This window comes from Pseudomonas fulva NBRC 16637 = DSM 17717 (assembly GCF_000730565.1).
Taxonomy (GTDB): Bacteria; Pseudomonadota; Gammaproteobacteria; order Pseudomonadales; family Pseudomonadaceae; genus Aquipseudomonas; species Aquipseudomonas fulva.
In genome coordinates, this window is sequence record NZ_BBIQ01000014.1 from 1 (window position 1) to 13,363 (window position 13,363).

At 60.4% G+C, this 13,363-nt stretch carries 10 protein-coding genes and 2 pseudogenes; 8 read left to right on the forward strand and 4 right to left on the reverse strand.

All coding sequences use genetic code 11. The features are described from left to right. Positions 1 to 168 precede the first annotated feature (168 nt). The 8 genes and pseudogenes from PFU01S_RS14595 to PFU01S_RS14625 all read left to right on the forward strand — a co-directional run bounded on the left by PFU01S_RS14595 (position 169) and on the right by PFU01S_RS14625 (position 6,660). Positions 169 to 1,050, forward strand: coding sequence for a nitrilase family protein (locus PFU01S_RS14595; protein WP_033736966.1), 882 nt, complete (start codon positions 169 to 171; stop codon positions 1,048 to 1,050). A gap of 115 nt (positions 1,051 to 1,165) precedes the next feature. Further along, positions 1,166 to 1,717, forward strand: coding sequence for a UPF0149 family protein (locus tag PFU01S_RS14600; RefSeq protein WP_027914186.1), 552 nt, complete (start codon positions 1,166 to 1,168; stop codon positions 1,715 to 1,717). Positions 1,718 to 1,731: 14 nt separating this feature from the next. Then, positions 1,732 to 1,800: pseudogene (locus PFU01S_RS22675) on the forward strand (UPF0149 family protein); the annotation flags it as partial. After that, positions 1,800 to 2,231 (forward strand): UPF0149 family protein, encoded by a 432-nt coding sequence (locus PFU01S_RS21830; RefSeq protein ID WP_304650366.1) that lies wholly within the window; start codon positions 1,800 to 1,802, stop codon positions 2,229 to 2,231. The pseudogene PFU01S_RS22675 and the gene PFU01S_RS21830, both read left to right, overlap by 1 nt. A 208-nt stretch (positions 2,232 to 2,439) precedes the next feature. Beyond that, positions 2,440 to 3,069 (forward strand): glutathione S-transferase family protein, encoded by a 630-nt coding sequence (locus tag PFU01S_RS14610; RefSeq protein ID WP_027914188.1) that lies wholly within the window; start codon positions 2,440 to 2,442, stop codon positions 3,067 to 3,069. A gap of 27 nt (positions 3,070 to 3,096) precedes the next feature. Further along, complete coding sequence (locus tag PFU01S_RS14615) at positions 3,097 to 5,121, forward strand: pyridoxamine 5'-phosphate oxidase family protein (RefSeq protein ID WP_028687373.1); 2,025 nt, start codon at positions 3,097 to 3,099, stop codon at positions 5,119 to 5,121. Positions 5,122 to 5,192: 71 nt separating this feature from the next. Continuing rightward, positions 5,193 to 6,089, forward strand: a complete 897-nt coding sequence (locus PFU01S_RS14620) for a LysR family transcriptional regulator (protein ID WP_027914190.1) — start codon at positions 5,193 to 5,195, stop codon at positions 6,087 to 6,089. A 112-nt stretch (positions 6,090 to 6,201) separates the two neighbouring features. Beyond that, positions 6,202 to 6,660, forward strand: coding sequence for a hypothetical protein (locus PFU01S_RS14625; RefSeq protein ID WP_028687374.1), 459 nt, complete (start codon positions 6,202 to 6,204; stop codon positions 6,658 to 6,660). 53 nt (positions 6,661 to 6,713) lie between these two features. Here PFU01S_RS14625 and PFU01S_RS14630 read toward each other — a convergent pair whose 3' ends face one another. From PFU01S_RS14630 to PFU01S_RS14640, 4 genes and pseudogenes are all read right to left on the reverse strand, one after another. Next, positions 6,714 to 8,000 carry an MFS transporter gene (locus PFU01S_RS14630; protein ID WP_027914192.1) on the reverse strand — a complete coding sequence of 429 codons (1,287 nt, stop codon included), beginning with the start codon at positions 7,998 to 8,000 and terminating at the stop codon, positions 6,714 to 6,716. A gap of 201 nt (positions 8,001 to 8,201) precedes the next feature. Further along, positions 8,202 to 8,461 (reverse strand): annotated as a pseudogene (locus tag PFU01S_RS22680) (IS5/IS1182 family transposase); the annotation flags it as partial. Between the two features lie 139 nt (positions 8,462 to 8,600). After that, positions 8,601 to 9,854, reverse strand: a complete 1,254-nt coding sequence (locus PFU01S_RS14635; RefSeq protein WP_023536270.1) for a ribonucleotide-diphosphate reductase subunit beta — start codon at positions 9,852 to 9,854, stop codon at positions 8,601 to 8,603. Between the two features lie 215 nt (positions 9,855 to 10,069). Next, a complete protein-coding gene (locus PFU01S_RS14640; RefSeq protein WP_027914193.1) occupies positions 10,070 to 12,949 on the reverse strand; it encodes a ribonucleoside-diphosphate reductase subunit alpha in 2,880 nt (959 codons plus the stop codon). Between the last annotated feature and the right edge of the window lie 414 nt (positions 12,950 to 13,363).

Genomic DNA, 13,363 nt, shown 5'->3' on the forward strand with positions numbered 1-13,363 from the left:
GGGGCTACCCATAGCTATTGCAGCTGAAGACGTGATTTGAGCTGTAAGACCTCGCCTACCATCTGAACCGTAGAATCCTACCGACCTATCAGAAACGCCCGACTGTATCCGGTTAACGAAAGCCGGCTCTACTGGCTTCCTTCTAAACGATCAAAGAGGGAAGGCATCATGGCCGCATTCAGCCCGGCACGCATTGCAGTCATCCAGTTCGCCCCTCAGGTCGGGCTTGAACATTGCGCTGGTAACCTCGCCAAGAGCGTGGCATTGGCACGCAGCGCCGCGCGTGCTGGAGCCAACCTCATTGTGCTGCCCGAACTCACCAACACGGGCTACACCTTTGTGTCGCGAGCAGAAGCATATGCTCACGCCGAGACGCTTGAGCACGGCCCCAGCGTGCAGGTTTGGGCCGACCTGGCCGAGCAATATCAGATCTACCTGGCTGCCGGGTTCGTCGAACAGGATGGATTTAAACTGTATGACAGTGCGGTGCTGTTCGGCCCGAGCGGTTTGCTCGGGCATTACCGCAAGGCTCACTTGGGAGCCCAGGAAAACCTGTGGTGTACCCCAGGTAACTCGGGCTTTCCAGTATTCCAAACATCGATAGGCCGCATTGGTCTTTTGATCGGTTGTGATATCTGGTTCCCGGAAGTGCCCCGGGTGCTGTCAGCCCAAGGGGCCGATCTGATCTGCAGCCTCAATAACTGGGTCTGGACGCCACCCCCGCTATTCGATCAGACAGACCGGTGCATGGCCAATTACCTGACTATGACGGCCGCTCACGTCAATAACGTCTGCATCGCCGCTGCCAATCGTATCGGGAACGAGCGAGGTAAGCGGTTTCTGGGATGTTCGCTGATTGCTGGAACCAACGGCTGGCCTATCGGCGAGGTGGCAAGTGCAGAGGAGCAGACCACCGTCTTCGCCGATATAGACCTGAGCAGTGCTCGCTCGGCCGCTTGCAACGCCTTGAATGGCGTACCCCGCGATCGACGTACAGATCTTTACGACGTAGCCCTCGGTTATCGCCTGCATGAGGCCATACCACGTTAAGGAGTTGAGCACGCCATTCAGGCAGACCTATATGATGCGTATGTGGCGCGCAGGCGCTGTGCACGAGGTCTTTATGTTAGGGTGCACGGACATCTGACTGCCAGGACCCTACTGCATGTTCTTACCGCTTACCGAAAAAGAGCTCAATCGCCTCGAAGACATGTTGATCGTCTACGGCAATGATTACTCGGTCATCAATCTGGCAGAGCTCAACGGGTTCTTCACCGCCCTGGCCAGCTCACCCAATACCGTCCAGCCTATGGAATGGCTGCCAGCAGTAGCCGGCGGTCATGTTCCCAAGTTCAAGAAGCCGGCTGACGAAGAGGCCTATACGGCATTGATGCTGCGCTACGCCAGTCAGGTGGCCGAAGACCTGGAAGACAATGTCGATGGTTTCCAGCCGCTTTTCGAGCAAGGCGAGGGCGACCAGGGGACCGAAGTCGTCATGGAGGAGTGGTGCTTTGGCTACATGCGTGGCACCCAAGTCGCGGGTTGGGCTGCTCTGCCTCCAGAACAGGATGCGCTGCTCAAGACCATCTCGCTGCATGGGCTGGAAGATAACGTCGAGTTATTGGACCAGATGTCCGAACAGGATATCCAGCAGTGCGTGCCCCACGTCATCGATGCCGTTCGCCAGCTTTACCGATTTCATTCACAGCAGCGGTAAGGCAATGAGAGTTGTTGTTCAAGCACGGTAACGACAACGCCATACTTACCCTGTCCGAGCTGGACGGCTTCATGAACGCGCTGTGCAGCACACCGCGCGTTGTACCCCCAAGCGAATGGCTACCCGTGGTAGGTGGGGAAAGCTGCCTCATTTCAAAAGCAAGGCGCAGAGCCAGCGTTATTTTGATCTACTCATCAAGTTCCACAACCGTGTGTTGCAGATGCTTGCGCAGGCAACCGATGAACTTGAACTGCTATTCGAAGTACGAGAACTTCCAGACGGCGATGTCGTGGTTCTCAAGGACTGGTGCTTTGGCTACATGAAAGGGGTAGAAGTAGGTCAGTGGCCGCCTTTGCCTGCTGGGCTTCGACATCACTTCGATGCAATCGCGCTCCATGGCGAGGAGAAGAGTTTTCCATTGCTCGATAAGATGAGCTCTGAGGAACATCAAGCCACAGTTCCCCGCGTCGTAGAGGCTGTGCACCGGCTCTATCTCCACAACCGTCATTCCTGAAACACAAGCCCTTGCAGTCACTGCCGCACAGAGCTTGGTACATACGTGTGTCCGGTCACTGCATCACCCTTTATAGCCAGCGCTACACAGGCCAATTGTTTCGACCAGCGAAATTGAGGCTTGCTCCAGGCGCTGATTCTGCTCCTGCACCGATACATGCAGTATGGCTCTACCAGCGCTATGCCGGCGCTGATCAGGAGCCATGCCGATGTCCACCCCAATAAAGCTCTACAACTTCCCCAAGTCCGGTCACGCGCACCGCATCGAGCTCATGCTTTCCCTGCTTGGGTTGCCAACCCAACTGGTTTTCGTTGACCTGGCAGCAGGCGCACACAAGCAACCCGAGTTCCTGGCCCTCAACCCTTTCGGCCAGGTGCCGGTGATCGATGACAACGGCACGGTGATCGCTGATTCCAACGCCATCCTGGTGTACCTGGCCAAGAAATATGACAGCGGCGCATGGCTGCCCGAAGATCCGGTGGCAGCCGCTGCCGTGCAACGCTGGTTGTCGGTGGCTGCCGGCCCGCTGGCCTTCGGTCCGGCCGCCGCGCGCCTGGTGACCGTGTTTGGTGCGGCATTCGATACCGACGAGGTCATTGCACGCGCCCATGGGCTGCTCAAGGTGATCGATACCGAACTGGCCAAAAGACCGTTCCTGGTAGGTCATACGCCAACCATCGCCGATATCGCCAACTACTCGTACATCGCCCACGCACCTGAAGGCAATGTGTCGCTGGAGCCCTATGCCAATGTGCGCGACTGGCTGATGCGAATCGAAGCGTTGCCCGGCTTCGTGGCCATGCCACGTACCCAGATCGGGCTGCAGACCAACGCCTGACACCGTACCGCCCCCGAGGACGTCGCCATGCAGCACATACACGACCATCGCCCATCGCCCTGGCACCCAGGCGAGAAAACCCTGCAGGAAAAGGTGGGTGTAGCAGCGCGCATGGAGGCGGTGGGGCATAAGGTCATTCGCGACTACATGCCCGATCAGCACCGCGCCTTCTACCACCAGCTGCCGTTCATTGTTGCCGCCAGCGTGGACGCGCAGGGCCGTCCGTGGGCGACCTTGCTGGAGGGGCCGGAAGGTTTCATCCGCTCGCCCCATCCTCGTGAGCTGACAATCGATATCCAACCGCCAGCCGACGATCCGGCGACGCCAGGGCTGGCCGCCGGGCAGGCAGTCGGCCTGTTGGGCATCGAACTGCACACCCGTCGGCGCAACCGTCTCAACGGCCGCATCCACCAGGCCACCCATGAGCAGTTGCAGGTGACTGTGGCTCAGTCATTCGGCAACTGCCCGCAATACATCCAACGGCGCGACTACACCCGGGTCGCGCAAATGCCCCAAGGGCGTATCGATTCCACAGCGCTGGATGCCGATGCCGTCAGTCTGATTCAGGCAGCCGATACCTTCTTCGTCGCCAGTTATGTCGAGCACGCCGACGGCCAGCGAGCGGTGGACGTCTCCCACCGCGGCGGACGACCTGGGTTCGTCAGGGTTGAAGGCAGTCTCCTGACCATCCCCGACTACGCCGGGAACCTGCACTTCAATACTTTGGGCAACCTGCTGGCAAACCCCCGTGCTGGGCTGCTGTTCATCGACTTCAGCAATGGCAACGTGCTGCAACTGTATGGGCGTGCCAAGCTGCTGCTGGACAGCCCCGACATCCCATTGTTCGAGGGCGCCGAGCGCCTCTGGACGCTGGAGGTCGAGCATGTGGTATGGCGTCCGGGCGCAGTTGGCCTGCGTTGGGCATTCAAGGACTACGCGCCTACCACGTTGGCGACTGGCACCTGGAGCCATCTGTCGCAACGCTCGCAACAGGCGCAATGGCAACCCTGGCGCGTGTTGCGGGTGGAGCAGGAAAGCCGTGATATCCGCTCGTTCTACCTCGAGCCGCCTGGCGCTAGCGCAGTGACGTTCGCGCCAGGGCAACATGTGCCGGTGCAAATCCCGCTGGACCCGCATAAGCCGCTGATCCGCACCTACAGCCTGTCCAGCGCGCCTTCCGACGGTCATGTGCGCATCAGCGTCAAGGCACAGGGGCCCGCTTCGCGCTACCTGCATGAGCGCGTCGTGGCAGGCGATGTGCTGCAGGTGCGGCCGCCGGTAGGCGGCTTCACGCTGGATCTGAACAGCACTCGGCCGCTGGTGCTGATTGGCGCTGGCGTAGGCATCACCCCTTTGCTGGCCATGTTGCGCGAGCAGTTGAAGCAAGGGCCGGCGCGGGTCATTCATCTTTTCCAGGGCGCCCGTAGCTTGGCTGATCTGGCATTCCACAAGGAATTGGCCCACTTGCAACATCACGCCGCAGGGCTGCTGCACGTGCACCGCACCCTGAGCCAACCCGAAGATCACGCCCGGCCAGGCCGTGATTATCAGTTTGCCGGCCGGCTGAGTATCGAGCACGTCAAAGCCACACTGACATTGGATGACTACGATTTCTACCTGTGCGGCCCAGGCAGCTTCACCCAGGACCTCTACCAGGGGCTACGCGGCCTGCATGTGCCGGACACGCGGATTCATGCCGAGGCGTTCGGCCCGTCTAGCCTTCGCCGCCACTTCGACGCCGGCCAGCCGACCCTGCAGCAACCGCCTGCTGCCAGCGAGTCAGTCGCGGTCCATTTTGCGGCATCAGCCAAACAGGCGCAGTGGTCACCCTCCAGCGGCACACTGCTGGAGTTGGCCGAGGCACATGGCCTGTCGCCGGAGTTCAGTTGCCGGGGTGGGACCTGCGGCACCTGCAAAACGCGGTTGCTCAGTGGCCAGGTGCATTACCCTAACCTCCCAGTCGAAATGCCGCAGAGCGGGAGCGCGCTGATCTGTTGTGCGGTGCCCGCGAAGGTGGATGAGCCAGGGCAGGCGCTGGTGCTTGATATCTGATCGGCCAGAACAGGCAGCACAAGCGCCTTGAATCAAACATAATGCCTGTATTCCCACCCCCAGGAGCCCGCATGGACCAGATCCACCTGATGAAGGTGTTTGTCGCCGTAGGCGAACTGGAAAGCTTCGCCGCGGCTGCGCGTCGCCTGGATATCTCCCCAGCGGCCGTCACCCGTGCTGTCGTCGCCCTGGAGGAACAACTCGGTGTCAAGCTGGCGCTGCGCACCACCCGCAGTGTGCGCCTGACTGAAGCCGGCGGCCGCTACCTGGAGGACACCCGGCACATCCTCGCCAGCATTCACGAGGCCAACGAAGCCGCTGCCGGCATCAACGCCACCCCCAAGGGCGATCTGGCCATCACCGCCCCGAGCCTGTTCGGCAAGAAGTTCGTCATGCCGTGCATCGTGCAGTACTTGCAACGATTTCCGGAGGTCGACATTAGCGCCTACTTCCTGGACCGCATCGTGAATATGGTCGAGGAGGGCATGGACGTGGCCGTACGCATCGGCCCCTTGCCCGATTCGGGCCTCAAGGCATTGCGCGTGGGCAAGGTACGCCGCATGTTGTGCGCCTCGCCTGAATACCTGGCCCGCTATGGCACACCCGAACATCCTTCCGACTTGGCAAGTCATGCGGTGATTGGCACCACCGACCTGTCACCGCGCGCTGGTTGGCGCTTCGGGGTGACCGACGAATCGACGTTGGTGCGGGTCAAGCCACGGTTGACCGTCACCAGCAACGACGGGGCGATTGCCGCCGCCAGTGGCGGGCTGGGAATCGCCCGCCTGCTGTCCTACCAGGTGGCTGACGAGCTGGCCAGCGGGCAACTGCGAGTGATCCTGGCTGAATACGAAGAAGCCCCGTGGCCGATTCATGTGCTGCATCGGGAGAGCAAATACGGTTCAACCAAGGTCCGGACCTTCATCGACCTGCTGGCACAAAGCCTGAGGGCCCAACAGTTGGATTGACCTGCTACCCAGCCCATGGGCGGGGTGGGTGTGTCTGGTAAAGTACCGAACTGTTCGCTGGCAGCCCGCCAGCGCGCAATGCTCACAAAAGATTACGCAAGGAAGCCGCTGGATGAACAAACGCTTCATACGCCCCTGGCTCGCCGCGCTGCTGTTGCCATGGCTTGCCGCATGTAACGGCCAAAAAGTCGAGCGCGTGCTGGTTTATCAGAACACGGTCTACGACTGGCGCATCGAACACGTGGTGGCCCACAACTGGCCGGCCGGCCCGCACCAGTACTACGAGGTGTTCCTCAAGGGTCGCTTACTGATACTGCCGGCCAACACCTTCAACGACGTGCGCGACATCCGCGAGTTCGTCGCCGCAGGCGGCTTCGATACCAACAACTGGCGCAACGATACGATCATCGTGGCGTTCGAGAATGTGCAGGCGCGCAAGGGCGGTAACGAGCACTTTGTCCGCTCGCTGATGATCACCCCGACGCATCAGGAAGGGGAAGTGATACTGGCCGACATGACCACCCGCCAGCAGGTTGCCGTGCAGCGGGTGGAGCCGGGTGGTGATCACTAAAAGTGGATAATGACTTGCGCTGCACTATAAGGTGAACAGCGACTCAGGAGGGTTCAAACTGGAACCCGGTCCTTCCTTGCTATTCGACGATACAACACAAGCGTCGCGCACAGCGCACACAGTGCAGCGAATGCGACCCAGTAAGCAGGCGCTGCTTTGTCACCGGTTTCATGGATCAACCAGGTCGACATGACCGGTGTGAAACCGCCGAACAGGGCCGTAGCCAAGCTGTAGGCTAGGGAAAAGCCCGCTACCTTCACTTCGACTGGCATGATTTCCGTGAGCGCCGGGATCATCGCACCGTTGTACATCGCATAGAGGAACGAGAACCACAGCAGTACCTCAAGCATGTGCGCGAAGCTTGCCGCATGGGCCAGGTAAGACAGTGCCGGGTAAGCGGTGAACAGGGTGAGTACGGTCATGGCGATCAGGATTGGTTTACGACCGAAACGGTCGCTGAGCGTGCCGCCGATGGGTAGCCAGATAAAGTTGGACACGCCTACCAGAAGCGTCACCAGCAACGCGTCATTTGTGCTCAGGTTGAGTACAGTCTTACCAAAGGTAGGAGCGTACACAGTGATCAGGTAGAAGGCACTGGTGGTCATGGCGACCATCAGCATGCCCGCGATGACTACCGATGAGTTGCGGCCTAGGGTAGCGATCACTTGCTTCATGGTCGGGCGATGCTGACGCTTCTCGAACGCTTCGGTTTCTTGCAGGTTACGGCGCAGGAAGAAGATGAACGGGATGATCATGCAGGCAGCGGCGAACGGAATTCGCCAGCCCCACTCGCTGATCTCGGCCGGCGCTAGGCTTTGATTCAGTCCGTAACCCAACGCGGCGGCGACCACGATGGCGACCTGTTGGCTGCCGGATTGCCAGCTGGTATAGAACCCTTTGCGACCCGGTGTAGCCATTTCGGCTAGGTAGACCGACACCCCGCCCAATTCAGCACCGGCGGAAAAGCCTTGCAGCAAGCGGCCAAGCAGTACGAGCGCGGGTGCCCAATAGCCGATCGTGGCGAAGCCGGGGACTAGGACGATGAGCAACGTGCCGCTAGCCATGATTGACAGCGTGACGATGAGGCCTTTGCGGCGGCCAACATCGTCGATGTAAGCGCCCAGAATTACCGCCCCCAATGGCCGCATGAGGAATCCGGCGCCGAACACAGCGAAGGTCATCATCAGCGAGGCGAATTCGCTGGAGGCTGGGAAGAAAGCTGAGGCGATTTGGGTGGCGTAGAAACCGAACAGGAAGAAGTCAAATTGTTCGAGGAAGTTACCAGATGTGACACGTAGAACCGCCGCGGCCTTGGACCGGGCGGGAGGCGAAGCAGGCATAGACGGTTCTCCAGCATGAATCTGTTCGTTGTTGAACGATCAATCCCCTCGATTATGCTGGACACATCCTGAAATGCTTAATGAAACATTCTGATCACTGCGGCGCAGGGCGCACAGGGGCCTTACGCGACAGGAGAGGTGACAAGCTCTTGATCCATTCGCAAAGCTCATCGTTTGACGAAAGAACCGATTTCAGCCGCAGATCTGCCAGATCACCGGCCTTCTTCCAGGCTCCGGCTGCTTCTCCAAGCCGGTACAACCCGCGTCGCCACAGATGACGCTACAGCGGCTACATTCGCCGCTATACCGTGTACAGGGTGCACCAGGCCCGATTCGGCATCGGCACTAACAGGCGCCTTCATGCCGAAGAAATATGAGTTACCTTTCTTCGCCTGGTGCATGTCGGGATCGCGCTTACGTTCCTTGTTCCTGGTCGAACTGGGGTGCGTGGATGATGAATCAGAAAAATTTCAGAGGGATTAAGTGCACAATGAGCTCATCCGGGCATTGTGCACTTAATCAGCATCGCTTGTAGTATCAGGACTACGTTTAGTATTGGTGAAAAAATTCAGCCGGAGGTGAACACCTACGCCTTGAAGATCAATCCCAGCTCAACGCCCCACCGGTCTGGTACTCGATCACTCGCGTCTCAAAGAAGTTCTTCTCCTTCTTCAAGTCCATGATCTCGCTCATCCACGGGAACGGGTTGGTCGTGCCTGGGTACTCTTCCTTCAGGCCGATCTGCGTCAGGCGACGGTTGGCGATGAACTTGAGGTAGTCCTCCATCATTGCCGCGTTCATGCCCAGTACGCCGCGTGGCATGGTGTCACGGGCGTATTCGATCTCCAGCTGAGTCCCCTGCAGGATCATCTGGGTGGCTTCTTCCTTCATCGCCGCATCCCACAGGTGCGGGTTTTCGATCTTGATCTGGTTGATCACGTCGATACCGAAGTTCAGGTGCATCGACTCGTCACGCAGGATGTACTGGAACTGCTCGGCAACGCCAGTCATCTTGTTGCGACGGCCCATGGACAGGATCTGGGTGAAGCCGCAGTAGAAGAAGATGCCTTCCAGAACGCAGTAGTAGGCGATCAGGTTGCGCAGCAGTTCCTTGTCGGTCTCGACGGTGCCGGTGTTGAACTCGGGGTCGGAGATGGCGCGGGTGTACTTAAGGCCCCAAGCCGCTTTCTTAGCGACCGACGGGATCTCGTGGTACATGTTGAAGATCTCGCCTTCATCCATGCCCAGCGACTCGATGCAGTACTGATAGGCGTGGGTGTGGATCGCCTCTTCGAAGGCCTGGCGCAGGATGTACTGGCGGCACTCGGGGTTGGTGATCAGGCGGTACACAGCCAGGGCCAGGTTGTTGGCAACCAGCGAGTCGGCCGTGGAGAAGAAGCCCAGGTTGCGCATGACGATGCGGCGCTCGTCCTCGGTCAAGCCGTCCTGGCTCTTCCACAGGGCGATGTCGGCGGTCATGTTGACCTCCTGCGGCATCCAGTGGTTGGCGCAGCCGTCGAGGTACTTCTGCCAGGCCCAGTCGTACTTGAACGGCACCAGCTGGTTAAGGTCGGCGCGGCAGTTGATCATGCGCTTTTCATCCACCGCCACACGGGCCGAGGAACCTTCCAGCTCAGCCAGGCCTTCGGCAACGTCCAGGGCGTCCAGGGCCGCCTTGGCGCGCTTGACGGCCTCGGAGTCCGACGCCGTGGCAGCGCGGGCTTCCAGGGCCGCGGCACCGCCGGCGCTGTCGAGTTTGTCGAGGGTGGCGGCGGCGTGAGCCTGCGCAGGGGTGTTGCCTTTGGCGGCGACTTCGCCGTCATCTTCTTTATCGAATTCGTCCCAGCTCAGCATGGTGAGAGTCTCCTGCTCGAGGGCCATCTGTGAAGTATGGCCGGTAGATCTTGGTTGCGGTGCGGTGCACGCAAATCAGCGGTGCCCATGGCGGGCTGGCCCCAGCGGCGTGGCTGCGGCTTTTGTATCGGGTAGCGGGGCGGCAGCGCCACACCCGCAGGCTTGCATACGGCTCTACAAAAAAGAGGCTTCCCGCAGGAAGCCTCGGCCTGGCCTTACTGGCAGGCTTCGCAGTCCGGCTCGTCGATCGCGCAGGCCTTGGGCACTGGTGCAGGGCCGGCTGCCTGGACCGGGGCGCTGTCGCCACCGCTGGACACGGCGTTGAGCTTGCCGGTGTTGATGGTCGACTTCTCGGTGCTGGTGGCGGCCAGGGCACGGAGGTAGTAGGTGGTTTTCAGACCACGGTACCAGGCCATGCGGTAGGTCACGTCCAGCTTCTTGCCCGAGGCACCGGCGATGTACAGGTTCAGCGACTGCGCCTGGTCGATCCACTTCTGGCGACGGGAAGCGGCGTCGACGATCCACTTGGTTTCCACTTCGAAGGCCGTGGCGTACAGCTCCTTGAGTTCTTGCGGAATACGCTCGATCTGCTGCACCGAACCGTCGTAGTACTTCAGGTCGTTGATCATGACCGAGTCCCACAGGCCACGGGCCTTGAGGTCGCGAACCAGATACGGGTTGATCACGGTGAACTCGCCCGACAGGTTCGATTTCACGTACAGGTTCTGGTAGGTCGGCTCGATCGACTGCGACACGCCGGTGATGTTGGCGATGGTCGCAGTTGGCGCAATGGCCATGATGTTCGAGTTACGAATACCTTTCTGTACCCGGGCACGGACCGGCGCCCAATCCAGGGTTTCGTTCAGGTCGACGTCGATGTACTTCTGGCCACGGGCCTCGATCAGGATCTGTTGCGAGTCCAGCGGCAGGATGCCTTTGGACCACAGCGAGCCTTGGAACGTCTCGTAGGCGCCGCGCTCGTCGGCCAGGTCGCAGGAGGCCTGGATGGCGAAGTAGCTGACCGCTTCCATCGACTTGTCGGCGAATTCGACGGCAGCGTCGGAACCGTAGGCGATGTGCTGCAGGTACAGCGCATCCTGGAAGCCCATGATGCCCAGGCCTACCGGACGGTGCTTGAGGTTCGAGTTACGCGCCTGCGGTACCGAGTAGTAGTTGATGTCGATCACGTTGTCGAGCATGCGCACGGCCGTGTTGACGGTGCGTTGCAGCTTGGCGGTGTCCAGCTTGCCATCGACGATGTGGTTCGGCAGGTTGATCGAGCCCAGGTTGCAGACCGCGATCTCGTCCTTGTTGGTGTTCAAGGTGATCTCGGTGCACAGGTTCGAGCTGTGCACCACGCCCACGTGCTGCTGAGGCGAGCGCAGGTTGCACGGGTCCTTGAAGGTCAGCCATGGGTGGCCGGTCTCGAACAGCATCGAGAGCATCTTGCGCCACAGGTCCTTGGCCTGGATGGTCTTGAACACCTTGATCTTGTTGTACTCGGTCAGGGCTTCGTAGTACTCGTAGCGCTCTTCGAAGGCCTTGCCGGTCAGGTCGTGCAGGTCCGGCACTTCCGAGGGCGAGAACAGGGTCCACTTGCCGTCGTCGAAGACGCGCTTCATGAACAGGTCAGGGATCCAGTTGGCGGTGTTCATGTCGTGGGTACGACGGCGATCATCACCGGTGTTCTTGCGCAGCTCGATGAATTCTTCGATGTCCAGGTGCCAGGTTTCCAGGTAGGCACACACAGCGCCCTTGCGCTTGCCACCCTGGTTGACCGCAACAGCGGTGTCGTTCACGACTTTGAGGAACGGCACGACGCCCTGGGACTTGCCATTGGTGCCCTTGATGTAGGAGCCCAGTGCACGCACCGGTGTCCAGTCGTTGCCCAGGCCACCTGCGAATTTGGACAGCATGGCGTTGTCGTGGATCGCGTGGTAGATGCCCGACAGGTCGTCCGGGACGGTGGTCAGGTAGCAGCTCGACAGCTGCGGGCGCAGGGTGCCAGCGTTGAACAGGGTCGGGGTCGAGGCCATGTAGTCGAAGGACGACAACAGGTTGTAGAACTCGATCGCGCGCGCTTCCTTGTCCTTTTCTTCCAGTGCCAGGCCCATGGCCACACGCATGAAGAAGACCTGCGGCAGCTCGAAGCGCACGCCATCCTTGTGGATGAAGTAGCGGTCGTACAGGGTTTGCAGGCCCAGGTAGGTGAACTGCTGGTCACGCTCGTGATCGATGGCCTTGCCCAGGCGCTCCAGGTCATAGGCTGCCAGGGCCGGGTTGAGCAGCTCGAACTCCACGCCCTTGGCGACGTAGGCCGGCAGAGCCTTGGCATACAGGTCGGCCATTTCGTGGTGCGTGGCGCTGTCAGCGACGTTCAGGAAGGCCAGGCCTTCGGCGCGCAGGGTGTCCATCAGCAGGCGAGCGGTGACGAACGAATAGTTCGGTTCACGCTCGACCAGGGTACGGGCGGTCATCACCAGGGCGGTGTTGACGTCCTTGATGGCCACGCCGTCGTACAGGTTCTTCAGGGTTTCGCGCTGGATCAGGTCGCCATCGACTTCGGCCAGGCCTTCGCAGGCTTCGCTGATGATGGTGTTCAGGCGCGCCATGTCCAGCGGCGCCAGGCTACCGTCGGCCAGGGTGATGCGAATGCTTGGGTGCGGCTCGACCACGGCGTCGGTGCTGACGCGGGTGGCGCGCTCCTTGGCGCGCTGCTCACGGTAGATGACGTAGTCACGGGCGACTTTCTGCTCGCCGGCGCGCATCAGGGCCAGTTCGACCTGGTCCTGGATTTCTTCGATGTGGATGGTGCCACCCGATGGCATGCGACGCTTGAACGTGGCCGAGACCTGCTCGGTCAGGCGCGCGACGGTGTCGTGAATGCGCGACGAAGCGGCGGCGGTACCGCCTTCAACTGCGAGGAACGCCTTGGTGATGGCCACGGTGATCTTGTCGTCGGTGTAGGGGACGACAGTACCGTTACGCTTGATCACGCGCAGTTGGCCAGGGGCAGTGGCGGCCAGATCCTGATTGGATTCGGCAACCTGCGGGGCCTTGGCCTGCGGGTTCTCGCGAGTCGTGTCGGTTTGCATGGGTGGGTGTCTCCACAGTTTCTATATTGATCAGGCGCCCAATTGGGCGCCCACCGTTCCGTCCACTTGCTCGATTGCCTGGCGGGGATGCGCAACGCAAGCGCATCCGTCCGCGCGGGCGTACCGACTTCGGGACAGACTCAGGAATAAGGGCAATGGCTTGCCGCTCCCTGGCCGAAGTCAAAAGTTCCGGGTTGCCGGAATCCGTTGCTGATGAGTGCCAGGCTCGCCTGGTTCACCCATGCCCGAACAAGGCCCTGACAGGGCTTGCCTCGGTCGCCTCCGCAGGAGCGGTTTGGCTGCTGAAACCACCGTAAGTTCAGCCGAAAAATCCGATGATTTTGCGGGTTGACTTTTGTAAGTGATTTTGCGCGAACCCCTATATCTAGTGGTTCGTCGCGATCGCGATACAAG

What these genes read in the sequence shown, in the direction of transcription:
- PFU01S_RS14595 (WP_033736966.1), top strand. Translation starts at nt 169, where the DNA reads ATGGCCGCATTCAGCCCGGCACGCATTGCAGTCATCCAGTTCGCCCCT.
- PFU01S_RS14600 (WP_027914186.1), top strand. Translation starts at nt 1,166, where the DNA reads ATGTTCTTACCGCTTACCGAAAAAGAGCTCAATCGCCTCGAAGACATG.
- PFU01S_RS14610 (WP_027914188.1), top strand. Translation starts at nt 2,440, where the DNA reads ATGTCCACCCCAATAAAGCTCTACAACTTCCCCAAGTCCGGTCACGCG.
- PFU01S_RS14615 (WP_028687373.1), top strand. Translation starts at nt 3,097, where the DNA reads ATGCAGCACATACACGACCATCGCCCATCGCCCTGGCACCCAGGCGAG.
- PFU01S_RS14620 (WP_027914190.1), top strand. Translation starts at nt 5,193, where the DNA reads ATGGACCAGATCCACCTGATGAAGGTGTTTGTCGCCGTAGGCGAACTG.
- PFU01S_RS14625 (WP_028687374.1), top strand. Translation starts at nt 6,202, where the DNA reads ATGAACAAACGCTTCATACGCCCCTGGCTCGCCGCGCTGCTGTTGCCA.
- PFU01S_RS14630 (WP_027914192.1), bottom strand. Translation starts at nt 8,000, where the DNA reads ATGCCTGCTTCGCCTCCCGCCCGGTCCAAGGCCGCGGCGGTTCTACGT.
- PFU01S_RS14635 (WP_023536270.1), bottom strand. Translation starts at nt 9,854, where the DNA reads ATGCTGAGCTGGGACGAATTCGATAAAGAAGATGACGGCGAAGTCGCC.
- PFU01S_RS14640 (WP_027914193.1), bottom strand. Translation starts at nt 12,949, where the DNA reads ATGCAAACCGACACGACTCGCGAGAACCCGCAGGCCAAGGCCCCGCAG.